Annotated in this window: 16 protein-coding genes, 1 tRNA gene and 1 pseudogene; 8 read left to right on the top strand and 10 right to left on the bottom strand. The window is 38.3% G+C overall.

The genetic code is table 11. The features are described 5' to 3' along the window. Positions 1-88: 88 nt before the first annotated feature. Both CK510_RS08395 and CK510_RS08390 read left to right on the top strand, forming a co-directional pair. Entirely contained in the window at positions 89-1777 is a 1689-nt protein-coding gene (locus CK510_RS08395) for an ArnT family glycosyltransferase (RefSeq protein WP_245911945.1), read from the top strand. 215 nt (positions 1778-1992) lie between these two features. Then, a complete protein-coding gene (locus CK510_RS08390) occupies positions 1993-2790 on the top strand; it encodes a beta-1,6-N-acetylglucosaminyltransferase (RefSeq protein WP_211293130.1) in 798 nt (265 codons plus the stop codon). A gap of 308 nt (positions 2791-3098) precedes the next feature. Here the strand turns inward: CK510_RS08390 and CK510_RS08385 are convergent, their stop codons facing one another. Continuing rightward, on the bottom strand, positions 3099-4451 hold the full coding sequence (locus CK510_RS08385) for an NAD(P)/FAD-dependent oxidoreductase (protein WP_095721270.1): 1353 nt from the start codon (positions 4449-4451) through the stop codon (positions 3099-3101). A gap of 527 nt (positions 4452-4978) precedes the next feature. Here CK510_RS08385 and CK510_RS08380 point away from each other — a divergent pair. Beyond that, positions 4979-5063 (top strand) — tRNA-Ser (locus CK510_RS08380). Between the two features lie 159 nt (positions 5064-5222). Further along, the gene (locus CK510_RS08375; RefSeq protein WP_095721269.1) at positions 5223-5657 is read left to right on the top strand and encodes a hypothetical protein; all 435 of its coding nucleotides are present in this window, start codon (positions 5223-5225) and stop codon (positions 5655-5657) included. Between the two features lie 167 nt (positions 5658-5824). Here CK510_RS08375 and CK510_RS08370 read toward each other — a convergent pair whose 3' ends face one another. From CK510_RS08370 to CK510_RS32620, 3 genes are all read right to left on the bottom strand, one after another. Then, positions 5825-7069, bottom strand: coding sequence for a hypothetical protein (locus CK510_RS08370; RefSeq protein ID WP_095721268.1), 1245 nt, complete (start codon positions 7067-7069; stop codon positions 5825-5827). A gap of 335 nt (positions 7070-7404) precedes the next feature. Next, on the bottom strand, positions 7405-8229 hold the full coding sequence (locus CK510_RS08365; RefSeq protein WP_095721267.1) for a restriction endonuclease: 825 nt from the start codon (positions 8227-8229) through the stop codon (positions 7405-7407). A 5-nt stretch (positions 8230-8234) separates the two neighbouring features. After that, on the bottom strand, positions 8235-8405 hold the full coding sequence (locus CK510_RS32620) for a hypothetical protein (protein ID WP_211293129.1): 171 nt from the start codon (positions 8403-8405) through the stop codon (positions 8235-8237). A gap of 243 nt (positions 8406-8648) precedes the next feature. Between CK510_RS32620 and CK510_RS31605 the strand changes: the two genes are divergently transcribed. Beyond that, positions 8649-8792, top strand: a complete 144-nt coding sequence (locus tag CK510_RS31605; RefSeq protein WP_158224861.1) for a hypothetical protein — start codon at positions 8649-8651, stop codon at positions 8790-8792. Positions 8793-9810: 1018 nt separating this feature from the next. On the opposite strand, the gene CK510_RS08360 is transcribed toward CK510_RS31605, so the two are convergent. Both CK510_RS08360 and CK510_RS08355 read right to left on the bottom strand, forming a co-directional pair. Then, positions 9811-10713, bottom strand: a complete 903-nt coding sequence (locus CK510_RS08360; RefSeq protein ID WP_095721266.1) for a S1 RNA-binding domain-containing protein — start codon at positions 10711-10713, stop codon at positions 9811-9813. A 154-nt stretch (positions 10714-10867) separates the two neighbouring features. Further along, positions 10868-11636 (bottom strand): annotated as a pseudogene (locus CK510_RS08355) (dienelactone hydrolase family protein). Between the two features lie 205 nt (positions 11637-11841). Between CK510_RS08355 and CK510_RS08350 the strand changes: the two are divergent. Next, positions 11842-12828, top strand: coding sequence for a GntR family transcriptional regulator (locus CK510_RS08350; RefSeq protein ID WP_095721265.1), 987 nt, complete (start codon positions 11842-11844; stop codon positions 12826-12828). 603 nt (positions 12829-13431) lie between these two features. Here the strand turns inward: CK510_RS08350 and CK510_RS08345 are convergent. The 4 genes from CK510_RS08345 to tig all read right to left on the bottom strand — a co-directional run bounded on the left by CK510_RS08345 (position 13432) and on the right by tig (position 18236). Then, positions 13432-14334 carry an alpha/beta fold hydrolase gene (locus CK510_RS08345; RefSeq protein WP_095721264.1) on the bottom strand — a complete coding sequence of 301 codons (903 nt, stop codon included), beginning with the start codon at positions 14332-14334 and terminating at the stop codon, positions 13432-13434. Positions 14335-14411: 77 nt separating this feature from the next. Then, positions 14412-15758, bottom strand: a complete 1347-nt coding sequence (gene clpX, locus CK510_RS08340; RefSeq protein WP_095721272.1) for an ATP-dependent protease ATP-binding subunit ClpX — start codon at positions 15756-15758, stop codon at positions 14412-14414. Between the two features lie 10 nt (positions 15759-15768). Next, positions 15769-16464 carry an ATP-dependent Clp endopeptidase proteolytic subunit ClpP gene (clpP, locus tag CK510_RS08335; protein WP_095721263.1) on the bottom strand — a complete coding sequence of 232 codons (696 nt, stop codon included), beginning with the start codon at positions 16462-16464 and terminating at the stop codon, positions 15769-15771. A 359-nt stretch (positions 16465-16823) separates the two neighbouring features. After that, positions 16824-18236, bottom strand: a complete 1413-nt coding sequence (gene tig, locus CK510_RS08330; protein WP_095721262.1) for a trigger factor — start codon at positions 18234-18236, stop codon at positions 16824-16826. Positions 18237-19358: 1122 nt separating this feature from the next. On the opposite strand from tig, the gene CK510_RS08325 reads away from it, so the two are divergent. Together CK510_RS08325 and dapA are read left to right on the top strand one after the other, a co-directional pair. Then, positions 19359-20402 (top strand): aspartate-semialdehyde dehydrogenase, encoded by a 1044-nt coding sequence (locus tag CK510_RS08325; protein ID WP_095721261.1) that lies wholly within the window; start codon positions 19359-19361, stop codon positions 20400-20402. Between the two features lie 344 nt (positions 20403-20746). Further along, positions 20747-21244 (top strand): 4-hydroxy-tetrahydrodipicolinate synthase (dapA, locus tag CK510_RS08320; RefSeq protein WP_095721260.1); only part of this gene is annotated, 498 nt, incomplete at its 3' end.

Raw genomic sequence — 21244 nt, 5'->3', positions numbered from 1 at the left:
AGTATCCAAAGCAACAAACTAACATAAGGGATAGTTTGCGATAAGCGGAGCTTAACACCAAAGGCGTATCGCAGAACGTGCGCGTTTAATGTTAGATTCGGGTGATTGGATACATCCTTGGGGTAGTCCGCATCATAAAACACCTGGATTTTACTGGATGATTGCGACTACTTATAAGTTATTCGATATCAATCAAAATAGTGTGCGTTTACCAAATTTAATTTTGGGGTTTTTCAGTGTCTTTCTTTTATATGAAATTGCCAAAATTATTCTGAATCAAAGAATTGCTTGGCTCGCTGCGGCAATTTTAAGTATTAATTTCTTATGGTTACAATATTGCCGTTTGGGTACTCCTGATGTTCCGATGGTTTTTTTAGTTTTACTGGGAATTTTTTCTTTATTAAAAGCTGAACTAAAAACTGAAATAAATTTACGCGATCGCAAATATTATAATAATTTACTTTCTCATTTACTCTCGAATTCTTTTTGGTGTTTTCTTGGTGGATTTTGCTTCGGTTTAGGCTTACTAATCCGCAGTATGATGATTTTTCTGCCGATTGTGGCATTACTTCCATATTTAATTTTAGAAAACCGTCGTCATCGTCTTCTAAATAATCCAAGTTTGTATTTAGGTTTTTTAATTGGGTTACTACCGACATTAATATGGCTGTGGTTGAGTTTTAGTTATTACGGGAATGGTAGTGTTAATCAACTAGTAAATTTTGTGTTTCGATTAGGTTCAAATGAAAGGGGTGGAAATGGGATTTTATTTTATTTATGGAATGTTCCAATTACTTCATTTCCGTGGACTTTGTTTGCTTTAGTTGGTTTATTTAATAGCTTATTTGATTTAGCTAATTCTTCCCAATCAAAATATAAATTATTATTTATTGGTTCCCCAGTTACTCTATTTATTGAACTCAGTCTTTTTTCGACTCGTCTTCCCCACTATAGTTTATGTTTATTCCCTTTTATTTCCTTACTTGCTGCTGTTGGCTTAGATAATTTATCCCAAGTTTATACTCAAAACTCCACGAATTTAAAATATAAAAAAAATCGAAATCAAGTCAATCATCAAAGTTTTCATCATCAATATATTAATCAACCTGTTACTAGCAAAAGTAAAAATACTGGAAATATAAAAAATAATGAATTTGAATTAAACTTACAAATATCTCCTGACAAGATTACACCTCCTGATTCACTGTTAGATTCCCAAATCAGAAAAGCTCCTCAATATTTCAGTTATGGCTTTGGTTGCTTGGGAATTTTACTAGTAATTGCAGGTATAGCTACATTAATTATTATAAGTAACAACGAAATTCGCAAATATGCAACTTTATCTTTAGTATTAGGTACAACTTGGCTAATTTCACCAGCAATCTGGATTGCACGTAACCATTTTCAAATCAAATTTCTAACTGCTAATTATTGGTTAGCGAGTTTTCTAGTTCCAAGTTGGTTAGGTTTAGCTGTAGTTTGTGGAAATGGGCTGATTGGTGACTATAACCCCGACTTTCGCGAATTTATTCAAAAACCTGCAATTATAAAAATTATTAATTCTTCTTCAATAAACTTTGTTGAAGTTGGTGGTAAAACTGGTGTTTTAATTGATTTTTATACTAAAAAAATTGGCAAAGAGGTAAATTCATTACAAGAATTAGCACCAAAAAGCTACGCTTGGATCAAGAAAAAACAAGCTGATTCTTCATCTATACCCCATCGAGTTATTGGTACAGTTCAGAATTATAGTTTAGTACAAGTATCAGAGTTATAATTCAGGAGTTATAATTCAGGAGTCAGAATTCACAGATGGGAATTAAATAAACTCATTTTTTGTGACGTGAGTATTGTCTAAGACCAATATAACTTAACTAAATGTCTAATTTTCTCAGCAATTCGATAGGCTTTGTTTTACTAACTCATACAAAACCTCTACAAATTTACAGGCTCATAAATAAGCTAAATAGTCTATTTAATTATCCCCTAATTGTGTGTCATCATGATTTTTCAAAATGTGATTTATCTGTAGATACTCTATCAGAAAATGTTTTATTAGTACGTCCTCACCTAGAGACAGAGTGGGCAGGTTTTGCTTTAGTAGAAGCGACAGTACAGGCACTTCGATTAATGTACGATGTTCCAGAAGCACCGGATTGGGTTGTATTACTCAGTGGAGCAGACTATCCGATTAAAACAGCAAAACAAATATTAGATGAACTGTCCTCAAGTTCATATGATGCTTATATTCAGCATGAGCAAATCACATATGAAACTTATAAATATGATGTAAGTCCGAGTATTTTATGGCAGAAAAATTCCTATCAACGATATTGTACAAAGTCGTTTTCTTTCCATTACTCAAAAAAAGACTCAGCGCACCTGAATCTAGAAATACGCTTGGAACATCCACTATTAACAAAACCTTTCCTTCCTTTTTCAAAAAAACTTGCTTGCTTTAGTGGAAGTCAATGGTTTTGTGTCAATAGAAAAGCTGCTAAGTACATTATCGATTTTCACAGTCAGAAAAATGCGTTAACCTCGCACTACAATAATCTTAAGTATGCAGATGAGTCATATTTTCAAACTATACTTGCTAATGCATCCCATCTCAAGGTGCAAAATGACCGTAGACGCTATATTGATTGGTCAGCTGGAGGTACTCATCCAAAGACATTGCTGATGGAAGATTTGCCGAATCTGCTGCTATCATCCGCTCATTTTGCTCGGAAATTTGACATTGATATAGATAGCAATATTCTCGATGAACTTGATACGATTACATCCTAGTATAATTTAGTCAGAAGTTTATAAGTCAGGAGTCAGAAATCAGAATTCAGGAGGAATATTGACTATAATGTAATATTTTTAACGCTTTGAAATAATAGCTTTATTACCATAAAATAGTACTAGTGACTCTATAACATTTTGGTAAATCCAGTGATAAAAATCTCAGTTATAGCTGTTAACTCCGGCATTACTTAAAATCATTTGGACTGAATGTAAAAACCAGTCCTACTAGCAAGAAAAAGCAAAGTTAGGACTGGCAGTTCATATATGGAGTCCACATATGAGTCTTTAACCAACATAATAATTAATTACACATTTACCGTCGGAAGATTCACTGCTGGTGGATAAAATCCGTCAGCATCTTTTGCAATTGTTGCTTCATATCCCGTAATTAATCTAGCTCCTCGATTGCGGGTAAAGTAATTCCATGCCCACTGCACCATAACTATTAACTTATTGTCAAATTCAATTAAGAAGTAGATGTGGATAAACAACCAAGCAAACCAAGCTAGGAAACCTGTAAGTTTGATAAAACCTAAATCAACAACGGCACGATTTTGTCCGATAACTGCCAAACTGCCACGGTCTTTATATTTAAATTGCGGTAATGTTTTACAATTAAGACGCGCTTGAATCAACGAAGCAACGTATTCCCCTTCTTGCATCGCGACAGGTGCAACTCCTGGTAACGGTTTACCGTTTTGGTGGGAGAAATTTGCCAAGTCTCCAACTACAAAAATATTCGGATAACCCTTCACGCTCAAATCTGGCTCTACTACCACTCTACCAGCGCGATCGCACTCGGCATTGGTCGCGTCTGCTAGCATTTTACCCAAAGGTGATGCTTTGACTCCTGCTGCCCATAATACAGTGTGGGCGGGAATTTCTTTAACTGTATCCCCTTGTTTAATCGTGACAATATTATTCTCAATATTCGTCACTAAAGTACTGGTTTGTACTGTTACACCCAACCGTTCTAAGGATGTAGCAGCTTCTTGAGATAATTCCGGTGCAAATGGTGGTAAAACTCGATCTAAACCTTCTAACAATAAAATTTGCGCTTCGTTCGTATCAATATTGCGGAAATCATCCTTCATCGTATGATAGGCAATTTCTGCGATCGCACCTGCTAATTCTACCCCAGTCGGACCCCCACCAACCACCACAAAGGTCATCCAAGCACGACGCTTTTCAGGATCGGTTTCTCTCTCTGCTGCTTCAAATGCACTGAAAATCCGACGACGCATTTCAATGGCATCTTCAACCGTCTTCAATCCTGGTGCATGTTTTTCCCACTCATCCTTACCAAAATAGGAATGCTTGGCACCTGTAGCTAAAATTAAGGAGTCATAGGGGATGGTTTCATCACCCATGATAACTTTTTGTGCTTGCGGATCGATATTATTAACCTCTCCCAGCACAACTTTAGTATTTTTATTTTTATTCAATACTGCACGCAATGGTGACGAAATATCCGCAGGGGAAATTGTACCCGTCGCTACCTGGTACAACAATGGCTGAAACAGGTGAAAATTACGCTTGTCGATGAGGGTTACGTTCACATTTGCGCGACTCAATGCTTTTGCCGCATATAACCCACCGAATCCACCTCCAACAATGACGACATTATGGGGTGGCTGATTATCAACTGTATCTACCATAAAATGACTTTCCTTAGCTTGATATTCCTGTCACTATTCTTAACAAATTTTTACCAAATTGCCATAAGAGTTTTTGTCTATCTTTTAACAATTTATTTTTTTATTAAGTATCTAATGTTACGGATTTTATGTAAATTTATGCACATGCCTTTTAAAGACTACGGTTGACATCTTTAATTTTATGCAAATCTAAGATTAGCCATGTGAATGAGAGGCTAATTTTTGTCAAAGTAATATCAAGCTGGAATAATTTACTAATTGCGATCGCAATTAGTGTGTTTATAAATTCAACAGCGAGGAATGTTTTTTTGAAGTGACTCTGGACGGTTTGATATGGAATAATTCAGGTTTGGAGAAAGTTGGATTTCTAAATGACGCTTTTCGCAATCTGTGGAATTTGTCACGAATGGCAGATTACTTTTGACTAAAATCTAATTTTTATTTGCAGTATCACCAAGTTATGCTAGGATTACAGACTAGGTGACAATTCGTTTTTATCACAGTAAGAACGATTTAATAACGACTTTGGAGAGGTGGCAGAGTGGTCGAATGCGCTCGACTTGAAATCGAGTGATGTGAAAGCATCCGTGAGTTCGAATCTCACCCTCTCCGTTTTAAAATGTAATATAAACTATTTGTCTTAGTAGCAAACCACAAATCAAACACAAAGAGAATGTTGTGATGTGCTGGTTAATTTGTAGTCAAGAGCATAGACAATTGTTGATTTTTGGGAACAATAAACCTGTTTCGATATAAATCAATTCCTGTTTTATGCGTAAAGTTATATATTATACAGTTAAAACCAGTCTAATTATCAGTATTGTCTGTTTGAGCGGTTGTACAAACCCAGGGAAAGCTGCTGATTGTCAAAAATATTGGCAAGCACTAGGTAAAGTTGTGAGCATACCTAGCGATATACCTACAACTCCAATAAAGACAAAAGAATCTATGGTAAAAGGGATAAATTCAATCGCAAACTCCCAAGACAAAATTGGTAGAGCAATTGGTGACTTAAAATTTCAAGAGGCAAAATCCCAAGAACTGCAAAAACGACATGTCGAAGCTAGTAATGCTTACAGTCAGACTTTTCGTGACAGAGCAAATGCAATCGCATCCCTACCAGGTAATCCCAGTGAAGCAGAATTAAAGAAAGTAAGTAACCAGACAGAATTAATTACAATAGTTACAATACAGATTCTCTGCTAGGCAAGAATTTCAGTCTATATTTTTTGTAATTAATTGTGTCCGACTACTTATCACCAGAAATTAAACAGCGACAAAGTGATACTTTCAAAAAGTGGACTCAATCTGGTGATGATTGGTTTGAATATTGTAAAGCTTATGCTCCTAAATAATTTTTTAAATTAAACCAGTTAATTAAACCAAGCAGCAAACTGAAAAAATTGTCCTCGGAAAACCTGCATTAATCTTTGCCAAGTCGCTGCATCAGTTAAAACCCCTGGTTCTAAGTATGGTGCTGCTGCTGTTCCCTGTACCCAAAGCACTAAATCAAAAGGTTGGGGTTGGGTAAATACTTTATTTAAGTTAATTCCTCGCATTTCCCGTTTTCTCCAAAACGGAACTAGCTTTTTACCTGTTAGTAATGTATCAGTTTCATTGAGGAAAGTTAACCAACTATCAATCATTGGTTGTGTCACTACTGCATTGGGAATTACACCCTTTTGTTTGGGGTTAGGCAACCATTCTCTATCATTATCGGTTTCTGCCAAAATTAATTTCCAAGATTCTCGACTCAATGCTGTGACTTTTAGCAAATGTTGTAATGCTGCTGTCATCCTTTGAGGTTCAATAACTGGAAGATTAATTAGATGTATAAAGGCAACAACATCGCTAATATCTATATTTCCTCCCCAATTAAATGCCCCTGTTCCATTTGTGAGAAAGGGGTAGGGAATTTGCGGTTTTGCAAAAATTAGATGTGCTGTGGAATTGAATAACTTACTTCCATCATGTGCTAAAACCGTTTGCGCGATCGCAGATAGTAAATTGCAATATCCCCGCAACCAGACAACATCCCCAGCATCAAATGCGATCGCAAATCCTTGGACTATTTTTTCTGTTGCTTGTCTTCCAGTCAGTTGATTGAAGGTTTTCCAAAAAGATTCATTTGCTTCCAATTTCCCATCAGCATTAAAATCCATGCGAGTTAGTCCAATTCGCAGAGGAAGTTTAACTTTATTATCTTTGATTGGTTCCAGGGTTGTTTTAACTTTATCCAAATCATTCAATAAATTTTGCAGAATTGTCCGAGATTCTGCGTAAGTAATCTCCTGTGGTTTGGGATTTACGGGAACAGGAAGACGCAAAATTGGGAAAAATGCCGTGAAATAATTTTGTTGTAAACCATAGCGATATAACGACTGCATCAGTCTTTCCGTTCCCCCCATCAACTGTACAACCCCAAGTCCAAATCGATCGCGATCGCTACTAGGATTTTGCTGGAGTTTAGCTAAAATTGCAGTTTCTCCTTGTTTAAATTGAGCATTAATTAAATATTGCTCAATATCAGATGTTGGAGGAGGTGCTGATTTAACAATCGATGTCAGAGGAAATGCGAGGGTAAACACCAATAATAGGGAACAAATAAACAGACGCATAGAAATATAAAAACTAGATTAGTAATATTTTTAGCATTTAAACTAAGTATATGTCTATTTTGTTAGCTTTCTTAATTAATTTACTTATTAGCTTGTATGTTGCGATCGCGTAAATAACTTCACTCATCTGTAAAATAATCTGAATCTATCTTTTTAATCTCATAAATAGACACTATTGAAACTCCCACATTATTATCAATGATTAATTGTGCGAGTTCTTGCCCATCTATTAAGGCTATTAAGTATAATTGGCACGTAAAGCCTGTTGGCATTGAGTTTAATGGCTATTTCAGGCGTTTTCAAGATACCTTTTTTTACTGGCGTGCCGTTTTTACTCAATAGCCTATTAAGACGATTTTACTATCAATAACTTCTACATAATCTTTAGCTTCTTGAGAGAATCTAGAAGTTGTAATAAAAACTCCTTTTCTCGCTCTTTGACCATGTAAAGCTCCAACAAACTTTTGAATTTCAGGTCTACCAACTACAGTAGTATCCCATCTTTTTGCTTGAATATAAACAATATCTAAACCTAATTTATCTTCTTTGATAATTCCATCAATTCCACCATCACTACTTTTACCTATTGCTTTACCTGCATCACGTCTTGAACCCCCATATCCCATTTTTATTAATAAATCTACAACTAATCTTTCAAAAAAATCTGGAGAACAACTTTTGACTCGATTAAGTATCTCTAATTCAATTTCTTTTCTAATTTGCTGATATCCTCTCTCAATCGATTCTTGAGGAGTCGTATTTATATCTGCTAATTCTTCTATTATTTCTAAACTAGAATTATCATTTTTGGTGGGCTTTTTATTTCTAAACTCAATATGTTCGGGAAATTGATCTAAAAAACGTATATTAATATATTCTGGATTATCAGATAATACTTTTTTACCTCGTTCGGAAATCTGAAAAATGCCTCTTTTGGGAGTTTCTAATAAACCTGCTTTTTTTAGATGGGTTTTTGCCCATCCAACACGATTATCAAAAATAGTTTGTTGACCACTAGGTAGTAATTCTTTTCTTTCTTCTTCATTTAAATTCAATGTATCTACCAAAGCTTCAATAGCTTTTCTTACGGAATGTTCTTGTTCATCGCTTGCATATTGAAGTAGAGGAAGCATTATTTTCTGAAAATCAGGTATCGCCATATTTGCTACGTTTTAAACTGGTTTCCATCATAGTAGTTAGCCACACAAAAGCCAACTTTCAGCAATAGATAAAACCGCGATCGCAAATATAAAAATGTAAAATCCTTACATTCCCATAGTAAATACCCCGAATCTCTCCCAACGTTCCGAAATTCTAATTCTCCGTATAACTGCACTGGTTATTTCCATTCTAGTAATGCTAGCTTGGCAGCATAACTAAGGTACTTTTTTGTATCTAATATAACTTTGGGTGCTGAAGATGAATGTGGATAAAAAGCAAATGAGTGGGTTGATGGATCGGATCGACGATTTAGTAGGGGAGAAGTCCAATATAACCCTAGAAATAACACGAAACTGCACGTACTTCATGGTTGGGTTTTAATATAGCAGAGAATTAATATTTACCCGAAATGGGAGTGATGACACGTACAAAAGTTAGTCGAATCTTAGCAGTACTTCAACTATCCAACGATGAAGAAATACGTCAAGCCATTACCCCTTGTGACACTTTCGCTTTTAATTACAACCGTCCACCCCCACATGACATCAGCGAAGATACTTAATATCATGTATTGCTTATAGAGGGACGATTTATCGTATCTTTACAAACAACTCATCTGATGCAATTTATGCAATTATTTAATGCGGCTGTATAAAAACCATCAAAAAAATATTACTCTCTACGTCAAAAATAGAGACAGTCAAAAAAAATCTGAGTTAAACTAGAAAAACCGCTAAGAGGACGATTTTACCGCCCTCAGTAGCAGAGGAACGCTAATGTGTAAAGTACCACGACATTTAGATGGAATGCGTCCGCATTTATCCCGAAATATTCTCTGAATATTTTCGTGAAGTTAAGTGGTTATACTGTGGTTAATCAAACAGTAACAGAACTGATTTTGCTGAGTTCAAGTTAAGGGACAGATTAAATCCTGTCCACTATCGCTTGAGATACTAGTTTCCATAGTATTTATGAGCCAAATAATTCTATCTAGATTCCTCTCATTCAATGCTTGAACAATTTATTTGGTTCCACCACAGATGACTAATCGGCTTGTCGTAGGGGCAAAGTATAATTCAAAAGAGTTAAATTAAAAAAAACTGCTAGGGGGTGGTTTTGCCACCCTCAGTAGCAGAGGAACGCTAAGTGTAAAATACCACGATATTTATAGAAAATGCGTCCGAGTATACCCTGAACTATTTGGTTCATAATCGACGCTATTCAGTAGTTATACCGTAGAGAGTAGTAGGAAAATTAGTTTTTGTTGTCTAGTTTTGGGAAAGTTTTATCGAACGGTAAAATATTCTCACTATTTGACAGTTAACCAATAGACATCGACCGAATTTAATTATGCGTTCCCCAGAACCCTTGTAGAGACTGCGAAGTTGCCGCGAAACTTTGCCACGGGGAGTATCCCCGTGGCAAGATTTCGAGAATATTCTGTCCCGGCACATTCGCGTAGCAATGCTACGTCTCTACATCTTTTCCGGAGATGTCTAAATATAACTAAAACGAAAGACAGGTAATTTACCTGTCTTTTAATTAAATTAAATTATTTCCGATCGATAAATAGGCTGAAATTATTCAGCAGTTTTATTTTTTGCTCTTTCAGCACGTGCTTCGGCAGAAGTCATGACTTCTTCCATATTTTCGAGTAATTCACCGGGGAAATTCTCTAAGATTCGTGTCGAAAGTGCAACTCTACCTTTACCTTCATCAATATCGATAATTACAGCTTTTATTTGTTGATTCATTTGGAAAACTTTTTCCAGATTATCGATAAACTTTTGGGTTACTTGCTTAATATGAAGTAAAGCACTAATACCATTTAAATCAACAAATACACCAAAGGGTTTAATACCTGTTACTTTCCCTTCGATAAGTTGACCAATTGCCAGCATACTGAAATTAGCCGAACGAGCCGCCATCCGTTGCGATAATATCAAGCGCTTGTTGTTGGAGTCAACCTCCAAAAAGGCAGTGGTGAGAGTTTGTCCTTTGAGTGCTTCCAAATTATCGCGCTCAATTAGGTGCGATCGCGGAATAAATCCCCGCAAACCAAATACCTCAATATTCACACCACCTTTATTGACACCAGTAACAAGCGCTTTCACAGTTTGGCTACTTTCCTGCATTTGTGCAAGTCTCTCCCAAATGTGGCGAATTTCTAGCTGTCTGCGGGAAAGTGTAACTTGTCCTTCTGCATCCTGTTCGCGAATAATTACAAACTCTAATGGTTCGTGTAACGGTAAAATCTCTGATAAGTTCGTAACTGTTCTCAAAGAAGCCTCATCGCGTGGCAAAAAAGCTGACGCTTTACCACCAATATCCACAAATGCACCATCGTGATCGATTTGGAAAACTTTACCTTTTACCACTTGTCCTTTTTGGAATTGGTAATCGTGTTTTTCCAAAGCCTTAGCAAAATCGTCCATTGTGAACGACGAATCGGCTTTTTGAGAAAGTTTAGCTTCTGAATCCATGACTTTTGAATTTAATATTGATGTTTAGTTAATGCTTGCTGGTTTGTGGTTTGTGGTTAATAAATAGGCAGATTAAACATGGGTAGTAGGTCAAAATTGAACTTACCAACCATAACTCCTCAATCATTAACCATTAACTATTACCCATTAACTATTAACTAAGTTGTTCTGCAAAGAGTTGTTTGACTTTTTCCCAAGCATCACTGGCAGCTACTGGATTATAACTGGTGCGATGGTCACAGAAAAATCCATGTTCAGCTCCATCGTAGCGAAATACACGATGGGAAATTTTATATTTTTCCAATTCAGCTTCGATTTGCTTGACTTCTTCAGGTGGAATGCTTGAGTCTTCCATCCCAAAGAAAGCATACAGCGTCCCAGTAATCTCCGGTGTTCCCTTTAGGATGGCATTACCCCCTCCAGGTGTGGCACTAGTGATATTTGCGCCGTAAAATGAGGCAGTTGCTTTAATATCTGCTAAAGTAGCGGCTAGATATGCCACATGACCCCCAAAGCAAAAACCGACACAACCAAATCCGTCTTGTTTGACATTTGGTAAAGTTTTTAAGTAGTCAACGGCAGCTTGAATGTCGCTTTTGAGTTGGTCGGCTTTAGTTTGTCCCCAGGCATACTCCCGTCCGATTTCCACATCTGCGGGAGTGTAGCCAGTTTCAAATCCAGGGGCTTGACGCTGGAAGAGAGCTGGTGCGTAGACGTAAGTCCGTCGTAGACATCGCAACATATCCTGCGCGGGAAATTCGCTCGGTGACTTCGCGAATGTGCGCGTTGACACCAAAAATTTCTTGCAATACTACTATACCTGGGTAAATACCAGGTGCTTTAGGGTGTGCCAAGTATGCTGAAATTGATAGTTCATTTTGCAAAATTTTAACGATTGAGGTATCGATTGCGCTAAGAGTCATAATAGTTTTTACTAGTACTATGTGCTTAATTAAATGCATCGAGATGGAAGTCATCCAAGGCTATCTCCAATCAAGTTACCAATTTCGGGTACTTCATGGATTGAAAATATCGACTCTTAACTGTTCAAGATACTAAATCAAATATTTGACAAATAGCATATGCAACTGGTCGCATAACGCTACTAGTCACCAGGAGCAAGGCTTAATGATTCAATTCCGCATTCAACCAGATAGTGAGATACCCGCATCAAATCAGCTGTTTAACCAAATTCGCTTTGCGATCGCATCTCGGCAATATCCACCTGGATACAAGTTACCAAGTACTCGCGCTTTAGCTATGCAGACTGGGTTACACCGAAATACAATTAGTAAAGTTTACCGCCAACTGGAGGAAGACGGTTTTGTCGAAAGTTTAGCAGGTTCGGGAATTTATGTCCGCGCCCAAGGACATGAGGGGGGCAGCAGGTTACGTTCTCCCATACTCGAAGAATATCCCCAAGCCTACAAGGTGGTTCAGCAAGCTGTTGACGATTTGCTAAAGCAAGGTTGTACCCTCTCGCAAGCAAGAGAAATCTTTTTAGCCGAAATTGATTGGCGGTTACGGTGTAGTGCTAGGGTATTGGTAGCTGTGCCCAAACAGGATATTGGCGCGGGTGAGTTGATGATGGATGAACTCGAACAAGCCTTAAAAATTCCCGTGCAATTGGTGGCAACTGAAGAATTAGCGGCGGTATTAGAACAAACATCATCAGCAACGGTTGTTACTAGTAGGTATTTTATTAGCGATGTGGAAGCGATCGCAGCTCCTCAAGCTGTACGTGTTATTCCTCTCGATATCCACGACTATGCTAAAGAAATTAATGTTGTTAAGGGATTGCCGAAGGATAGTTGTATCGGCATTGTCAGTGTTAGTTCTGGTATTCTTCGAGCTACGGAAGTGATTATTCACGGTATTCGCGGTGATGAGCTTTTAGTAATGACATCCCAACCAAAGGACACTTATAAATTACATGCGATCGTCAAGCGAGCGCACATGATTTTTTGCAGTGACCAAACTAGTTTTGCCGCAGTTCAAGGTGCTGTACAAGTTGTTGTCGATGATATTATTCGTCCACCAAAGTTAATTCGTAGTGATAATTATATCGGTGAAAAATCGATTGGTTTATTACGACGGGAATTAGGTTTAGGATGATGGGATTTTAGATTTTAGATTGATATATCTAATAATTTAAGATTAGTGACAGTATGATGATATCGAAGGAAGCTAAAACACATTTAAATTGCATTTTCCCAAAGTACATAGGGCTTGCTGAAAAACTCTACAAAGCGAATCTAGATGCTACAAAATAGACTGTTAGGGTAGTTTCGGTGATTCGCTTTTAAATTCACCCCACAATTTTCTACCTAAATGCAAGGATTTTAAGCTTCTAAATACTATAACCTTGCACTTGATCGAAGTAAAAAGACTTGAAACTCTTATTCTGATTAGTTTATAGCTTTATTCAGCAAGCCCTACATAGCTTTTGTGGGATGGGCGAAAATACCCATCCTATATCATGTAACCTAAATGTGGAAAAGAATTTGTAGCTTTGCGGAACCCAACATAAATCTACACAATCAAGAATTATATTTTATTTAATTCAGATTCTCTAATAAATAAATAGCTTTATTCAGCAAGCCCTACATAGACTTTCATCTCGATGGAAAATCTTAACTAAAAGCTCTGCGTAACTTTGCGTTTACCTCCGCGATTCTCTGCGTTTCAAAATCAAATTACAAGCCGTTTTTAGTATAACTAATTCAAGAAGCCTCCCACAACCTTCAAATAAGTATCCACATCTTCCAACATTGGAAAATGTGCCGTATTCTTCATCACCACAAGTTCAACGTTATTACTAAATTCTGCTGCCCTCTTTCCCAACTTAGCAGGAATAATCTTATCGTATTCCCCAGCTACTAACAAAGTCGGAACTGTTAACTTCTCAAATTCTCCCGGCATTATCTCAGCTTGATATTTACTCACTGAAGTAAATATGGTTCCCAAAGCTGCTTCATAATCAGCAACCAAAAAGTCTTCTAAAAAAGCTTGTCTTTCTTTTGCTGGGATAGAACGGTACAAAAATCTTGCCATAAATATCTGGTCAACAAATGGTATTTTACTCAACCATTTGGGACGAAATTTCACAACATAACCACCAAATTTATAAAAGGCTTCAAATGCTTTTTTATCGTACTCAAATACCCCACTACAAGTCAAAATCGCTTTTTCGACTCGTTGCGGATAGCGGTTCATAAAAAGAGTCGCAATTGACGCTCCCATTGAATGGGCGTTGATGTATACTTTTACTAGCCCTAAGCTATCTAGGAACGCTGCCAAATCGTCAGCGTACTCTTCAAGCTCATAGGTTAATTCTGTTTGTGGTTTGACTTCTACGTCAGCTTTCCCAACTTTTTCTGATGCGATCGCATTAAGTTGGGGGAAACGCACCATAGCTTTTCCTTGAGAGCGTCCAAAACCTCGCATATCATAAAGCAAACAATCAAATCTACCTGACAATGCTTGTGCGGTACTTTGCCAATACCTAGCTGAACCTGCCCAACCATGAATAAAAACCATCACAGGTTTACTTTGGGAACCGGATGGTTGTTCTATCCATTCATAATAATGTTCAACACCCCGAACTTGAATATAGGACATTTTAAGAGTTATGAGTGATAAGTTAAAAATGACTTCAAACTTTATTATTACTCCTAACTCCTAATTCCTAACTCTTATTACGCCGATTCCGGTTTAGGTAACGAAGAAGGATGCACTATCAATTCTGCTGTCGAACGTTTCTCTACCATCTCCCGCGTTATAGAACAATGTCCTACATCTTTACGCGATGGCATTTCGTACATCACATCCAGCATTAACTCCTCGATAATCCCACGCAATGCTCTCGCACCAGTTTTTCTCCGGTACGCTTCCTGTGCGATCGCTCGTAATGCTTCCGGCTTAAACTCCAACTGTACATTATCCATGTTCAGTAGCTTTTGATACTGCTTGACCAGAGCGCTACGCGGCTGAGTCAAAATCGCCATTAAAGTTTCTTCGTCGAGCGGGTCAACAACTGCCACCATTGGCACCCGTCCAATAAATTCAGGTATCATCCCAAATTTCACTAGGTCATCTGGTTCTAAATGATGCAACGTATCCGCAATTCGTTTTTCCTTAGATTGACCTTCTCCGGGCTGCACGAAGCCCATTGACTTTCTACCAGTTCTTTGCTCGACAACTTTCTCTAAACCAACAAAAGCACCGCCACAAACAAATAAAATATTACTGGTGTCAATTTGAATGCAATCTTGATACGGGTGTTTACGTCCACCTTGGGGTGGTACATTAGCAACAGTACCTTCCAGCATCTTTAGCAATGCTTGCTGTACGCCTTCACCCGATACATCGCGGGTAATCGATGGATTCTCACTCTTACGAGCAATTTTATCGATTTCGTCAATGTAAATAATACCTCGTTGCGCTTCTTCTACATCCAAATCCGCAACCTGTAATAGTCGCAGCAAGATGTTTTCTACGTCTTCACCCACATATCCAGCTTCAGTGAGGGTGGTAGCATCAGCAACCGCAAAAGGAACATCTAGTATTTTTGCCAGGGTTTGCGCCAAAAGCGTCTTACCACAGCCAGTTGGACCGATTAACAGAATGTTCGACTTTTGCAACTCAACAGCATCATCCGTGGAAGTTTTGCTATTGCCCTTCGACTGAATAATCGCCAATCGCTTGTAGTGGTTGTACACTGCAACCGACAGTACTTTCTTCGCTTCATCTTGACCGATCACATGTTCGTCAAGATATTTTTTAATCTCCCGTGGCTTCGGTATTTGATTGAACGAAAGATTACTAGAACGGGTGCGACGTTGCTTCTGAGGCTGTTCTGACCTTGGTGCTGGCGGGGTCGCCACAGCACCGTTTGTATCGAGCAACTCCTCATCTAGTATTTCATTGCACAAGTCTACGCACTCATCGCAGATGTAGACTCCCGGTCCGGCGATTAGCTTACGTACCTGCTCTTGAGACTTGCCACAAAAAGAACATTTTAAATGGGAGTCGTACTTAGACATACCAGCCTCATTATTTGACAATGGTAACGTTTTCCCCTGCTGCGGGAAGATTGGATGTGGAAATTACTTGGTCAATTAGACCGTAATTTTTTGCTTCAGCTGCCGACATGAAAAAGTCACGTTCTGTATCGGCTTCTATTCTTTCTAAAGGTTGACCAGTATGGTGTGCCATTAACTGGTTTAACTTTGCCTTATGATAAAGAATTTCTTTTGCTTGTATTTCGATATCAACCGCTTGTCCCTGAGCGCCACCTAAGGGTTGGTGAATCATAATCCGGGAGTCGGGTAAGGACATCCGTTTGCCAGCAGTACCAGCAGTCAACAGAAAAGCCCCCATACTAGCGGCTAATCCAAAACATATGGTAACAACATCCGGGCGAATTTGCTGGATTGTATCATAAATTGCCATTCCTGCCGTCACCGAACCCCCAGGGGAATTTATATAGAGCTGAACATCCTTTTCGGAATCTTCAGCATCGAGGAATAATAACTGGGCAATTATTGAGTTGGCAACATTGTCATCAACTTGCGTGCCTAAGAATATAATTCGCTCGCGCAACAAACGGGAGTAAATGTCAAAAGCCCGTTCTCCTACACCTGATTGTTCTACCACCATCGGGACGATGTTGCTAGGACTACCAAGAGAGTTAATTGTTAATTGACTCAAACTGCTGATTGGGGAATTTCCCGACTGGGATAAAAACATACAAAACGCCTAACAATCAATAGAACTCTGGCTTAAATGGCGATGGTTTTGCCAAAAATACAAGCTTCTGCCGCAAACTGCAAAACACAAGATTTTGTATTTTAGGTATGTGTTAACCATTATGCCTCATATAATTTCTTATCGTGTGATTTGCTCTTGGCGTTAAATATACTCGTTGTATCATTAAATAACACTATCAAGCTTAACCAGTAACATTTATCACGATTTATTTTGACTCTACCTAAATTGTAAATGGTAATTGGGAATTAGGCATCGGGACATCGGGAATTGGGTATTGCCTAAGTTGCTTTTGCCCAAAGGACACTATTGCGGATAGCCTACTCCCTACTCCCTACTCCCTACTCTCCTGCCTCTGAATTTTCTAAGGTTTCTACGGTTTCTGTAGTTTCTTCAATCTCTTCAGCAGCATTTTCTACTGCTGGCTTGAGGGAACCTTCAGGAACAAGTTCGACATTGGAACGTTCCAACAGCCAATCGACAATTTTTTCCGTCAGCATTTCGTTCTCAACAACAGAACGTATTCTGTCTTCGTCAATATCTTGGTCAGCATATTCTGCCATCAATTCTATGACGCGATTTTGAATTTCATCATCGCTAACTTTGATGGATTCGCGTTTGCCAACTTCCCGTAGCGAGAGACTGCGCTTGATTTTATCTACTGCTTCTCCACGGGAATTTTCCCGCAGTTTGGGCATGATATCGGGTGTAAACAATTGGCGAATATCCATACCCTGTTGTTGCAGACGCATTGCTGTTTGCGTCAACATTGCATCGACTTCCTGTTGAATCATTGTATCGGGTAAGTCGATTTCCACATGCTTAACTAATTCGTTGAGCAATGCTTCTTGCTGATTTGCCCTAGTTTTGTCGCTTGCTTCTTTCTGGAAACGTTCTTCCAGTGAACCTCGCAATTCAGCCAAGGTTTCAAACTCGCTTGCCTCTTTGGCGAAATCGTCGTTTAATTCCGGAAGTTCTTTTTCCTTAAGTTCTTTAACTGTAACGATGAATGTTGCAGCTTTTCCTGCTAATTCCTCATTTACATAAGGATCGGGGAATATTGCCTTAATTTCTTTAGTTTCGCTGGGGTTCATCCCCAAAATTCCGGTGACAAACCCTGGAATAAAGCGGTCTTCTTGGAGTTCAACTTGAAAATCTTCGGCTTCTCCACCGGGAATCGGTTCGGGTTCCCCTTCTTCACCTTCAGCTTTATCGATCATTCCTTTAAAATCAACGACTGCTATATCGCCTATTTGTGCTGCACGTCCTTCAATAGGAATTAGGGTTCCCATTTGTTGACGTTCACCATCCAAAACGGTGTCAACTCGCTCTGGGTCGTATTTTACTTCTTCGGCTTTGATTTGTAATCCAGTGTAATCAGTCAAATGTACTTCTGGTTCTATATCAACTGCTACCGAAAAAGTCAAGGGTTTACCCGGTTCGTAATTTTCGATTAAATCATCAAACTGCGATCGCAATTGTGGCTGACCGATGGCTGGGATTTTTTCTTGCTCCAAAGCTTTGGATATCCCATCTTGAATTATCTCTTCCAGGGCTGCTGCCTTGATCCGAGCCATTCCCAAACGTTGCAACAATATTGGACGGGGAACTTTGCCTTTACGAAACCCAGGAATATTAACAGTACGACCCAAGTTTTTCACAACCTGTTCGTAAGCTTGTTTGGTGGTTTCTGGCGTAATCTCTATTTCCAAACCAATTTGACTGGCGGGAAGTTTTTCCTGGGTGACTTTCATGCTTCGTCTCGATATTTTTGATATTTTTACTCCATTGACACAGACAAACTGGCGAGATATGGACTTTTTTTGATTCGCCTTTTCTCAATTAGCGCCCCAAAGCCCTGCTCTTCAAAATTTACCTTTAAAATTTAAAAGTAGCCCATCTCCAAAAGTATTGATATGTCCACATCCTTGAGCGCGATATACCAATACTGCATTATCATTCTCAAGAAAATGGAATTGTGCCTTTATCTAGAAATTTAAGTTTACTGCTATGTCAAAACACTTGACACATAAATTGTAAATAATTTTATCTATAGCTACAAATTAACCTCCCAATACACAATATAAATTTCACGGTAATTAAAAGACATAGGAGGGAGCTACAGCCTTACTAAAATTACTCCCAGGGAAGAATACAAGTGAACCTAATCACCATTCGGGAGACTAAAAAATAACTAAAACAAGGCAAATGTTCTGTCACAGGGAAAAGTAGCTAACTTTTCGCGCCCCTTAGTTGTGATATCCTGGGGGAGTAAGTAGTTTTTTTTTAACCCCAAATTCCTACTGGCAAATCGCCTCATCGGAATTCCCAACATAATCCTCTACTTTCCTAGATGTAAACGCCTACTGCTGCCAGCAGTTAAACGTTTTTACTCGAATTGAGTCCATCTGAATCATAGTACATCAATGTTCCATACAAAGCATAAGAGTGGATTATTCCCCAATCTGTTTGCCATATCTCTCGCGTTATATTTTCTAGATTATCCGCAAAACAATATTTTCAAGATACGATGTATAATTTAAGTTAATTAATGAAATAACTAAACTTAAACGGTAGGCGAGATTATTATTTATTTTGTTGTGAATTGCAATATTAACAACTTTTGAGACAGAAAAGCTTCAAGTTGAGCATTTACAGGTTGATTTTTTTGAACTTTTGGTGATGGAAAATATTAATATCATAGGTGTATATTAATAAAATCTGAGTAAATCATAAAATAAAGCTTAAGAATTTAAGCTTAAAAATTTAATTTTCTGTATGGAGTTGGCGATAGTCCCAGAGAGTTTAACTGCTATTTAAGTCCTAAGGGGCAACTACACCGACGCATTCATAAATCATCGAAGGAGGAAGTAAATTTGTCTAAAGCTTACCGTGTAGGTATTTTGGGAGCAACTGGTGCAGTAGGTAACGAGTTGCTAGAATTACTAGAAAGTCGCAATTTTCCCCTTGCCGATTTAAAGTTGTTGGCATCAGAGCGAAGTGTAGGGAAAAACTTGCCATTCAAAGGAGAAAACATCGCAATTGAAGCAGTAAATGAAAATTCCTTCAAAAATATTGATATTCTACTAGCGAGCGCAGGCAGTTCCACATCGAAAGCCTGGGCACACAAAGCAGTCGATGCAGGTGCAGTCGTAATCGATAACTCCAGTGCTTTTCGGATGAATCCAGAAGTACCTTTAATCGTGCCAGAAGTTAACCCAGATGCAGCAGCAAATCACAAAGGTATTATTGCCAATCCTAACTGCACGACAATTTTAATGGCAGTGGCAATTTATCCGTTGCATAAAATCAAGAAAATCCAAAGAATTGTTGCCGCAACTTACCAATCTGCTAGCGGTGCAGGTGCGAAAGCAATGGCAGAGGTGCAAGCACAAGCAAGTGCAATTTTAGCAGGAAAGAAACCACCTACAGAAGTTTTTCCCTATCCTTTGGCATTTAATTTATTTCCACACAATACACCATTGAACGATATGGGGTACTGTGAAGAAGAAATGAAAATGGTCAACGAAACCCAGAAAATTTTTGGGACTCAAAACATCCGGATTACCGCAACCTGTGTACGAGTTCCCGTACTGCGTGCCCATTCAGAGGCAATTAATTTAGAATTCGCAGAACCTTTTTCTGCTAATGAAGCAAGAGAAATTCTCAAAAAAGCACCAGGGGTTAAAGTAGTAGAAGATTGGCAAGCTAATTATTTCCCCATGCCAATTGACGCAACAGGACGCGATGAAGTTTTGGTAGGAAGAATTCGCCAGGATATTTCCCATGCTTGCGGCTTGGAATTGTGGTTGTGTGGCGACCAAATTCGCAAAGGTGCAGCATTAAATGCCATACAAATTGCTGAGTTGTTGGTAGAAAAAAATATAGTTAAGCCTGCGAACGCATTAGTATCTAGGTAATAATTTAGAATCAAGGGTGTAATATCTTGCACACCCATAGAACCAGGAGTTATAATTGCGACCTATCTAAATATAGCAATTTACTTGCTATTTTATGTACAGTTTATGCTTATATTTTAGAATTAAGTAAAATCAAGTAAAATTAAGCTGTATTCTGTGTTATAACTCCTTGATTATTAGGTTTCGAGTTTGTAAAACTAGTTATTGACTATTGGCTGTTAGGGATTAACAAATAACCAACGATAAACTTAAAATAAAGCTGAAATAAACTTGCAAGTAGGTTAGTTTTTAAGAAAACCACCATAAGTAATAAAACATGAATATAAATCAGGAGTGAAACCAGGGTGGTAGATTTTGGTAGAGTTTTAACTGCAATGGTTACGCCATTTAAGGAAAACGGCAACGTCGATTATGATGTCGCAGCAAAGCTAGCAGCACATCTGGCTGACAACGGTAGCGACACACTAGTAATCTGCGGCACTACTGGAGAGTCACCCACACTGTCTTGGGATGAAGAATACCAATTATTTACTGTAGTATTACAAGCTGTAGCTGGGAAAGCCCTAGTTATGGCAGGGTGTGGTTCTAATTCCACAAAGGAAGCGATCGCAGCAACTGAAAAAGCAGCTAAAATAGGAGTACATGGTTGTTTACAGGTAGTTCCTTATTACAATAAACCACCGCAGGCAGGGTTATATCAACACTTTCGAGCTATTGCGGAGGCAACGCCTGAGTTTCCCGTGTTGTTATACAACGTTCCCGGTCGTACAGGTCAAAACTTGCTACCGGAAACTGTGGCAAAGTTAGCTGAGATAAATAATATTATTGGCATCAAAGAAGCG

Origin of the sequence: Brunnivagina elsteri CCALA 953 (genome assembly GCF_002289455.1) — a bacterium.
Classification (GTDB): domain Bacteria; phylum Cyanobacteriota; class Cyanobacteriia; order Cyanobacteriales; family Nostocaceae; genus Brunnivagina; species Brunnivagina elsteri.
The sequence above is the reverse complement of the archived record's forward strand: the minus strand, read 5'-3'. Positions and strand labels throughout refer to the sequence as shown.

Coding starts and splice junctions, on each gene's coding strand:
- CK510_RS08395 (WP_245911945.1), top strand. CDS start 89: ATGTTAGATTCGGGTGATTGGATACATCCTTGGGGTAGTCCGCATCAT.
- CK510_RS08385 (WP_095721270.1), bottom strand. CDS start 4,451: ATGGTAGATACAGTTGATAATCAGCCACCCCATAATGTCGTCATTGTT.
- CK510_RS08375 (WP_095721269.1), top strand. CDS start 5,223: ATGCGTAAAGTTATATATTATACAGTTAAAACCAGTCTAATTATCAGT.
- CK510_RS08370 (WP_095721268.1), bottom strand. CDS start 7,069: ATGCGTCTGTTTATTTGTTCCCTATTATTGGTGTTTACCCTCGCATTT.
- CK510_RS08365 (WP_095721267.1), bottom strand. CDS start 8,229: ATGGCGATACCTGATTTTCAGAAAATAATGCTTCCTCTACTTCAATAT.
- CK510_RS31605 (WP_158224861.1), top strand. CDS start 8,649: ATGACACGTACAAAAGTTAGTCGAATCTTAGCAGTACTTCAACTATCC.
- CK510_RS08360 (WP_095721266.1), bottom strand. CDS start 10,713: ATGGATTCAGAAGCTAAACTTTCTCAAAAAGCCGATTCGTCGTTCACA.
- CK510_RS08350 (WP_095721265.1), top strand. CDS start 11,842: ATGATTCAATTCCGCATTCAACCAGATAGTGAGATACCCGCATCAAAT.
- CK510_RS08345 (WP_095721264.1), bottom strand. CDS start 14,334: ATGTCCTATATTCAAGTTCGGGGTGTTGAACATTATTATGAATGGATA.
- clpX (WP_095721272.1), bottom strand. CDS start 15,758: ATGTCTAAGTACGACTCCCATTTAAAATGTTCTTTTTGTGGCAAGTCT.
- clpP (WP_095721263.1), bottom strand. CDS start 16,464: ATGTTTTTATCCCAGTCGGGAAATTCCCCAATCAGCAGTTTGAGTCAA.
- tig (WP_095721262.1), bottom strand. CDS start 18,236: ATGAAAGTCACCCAGGAAAAACTTCCCGCCAGTCAAATTGGTTTGGAA.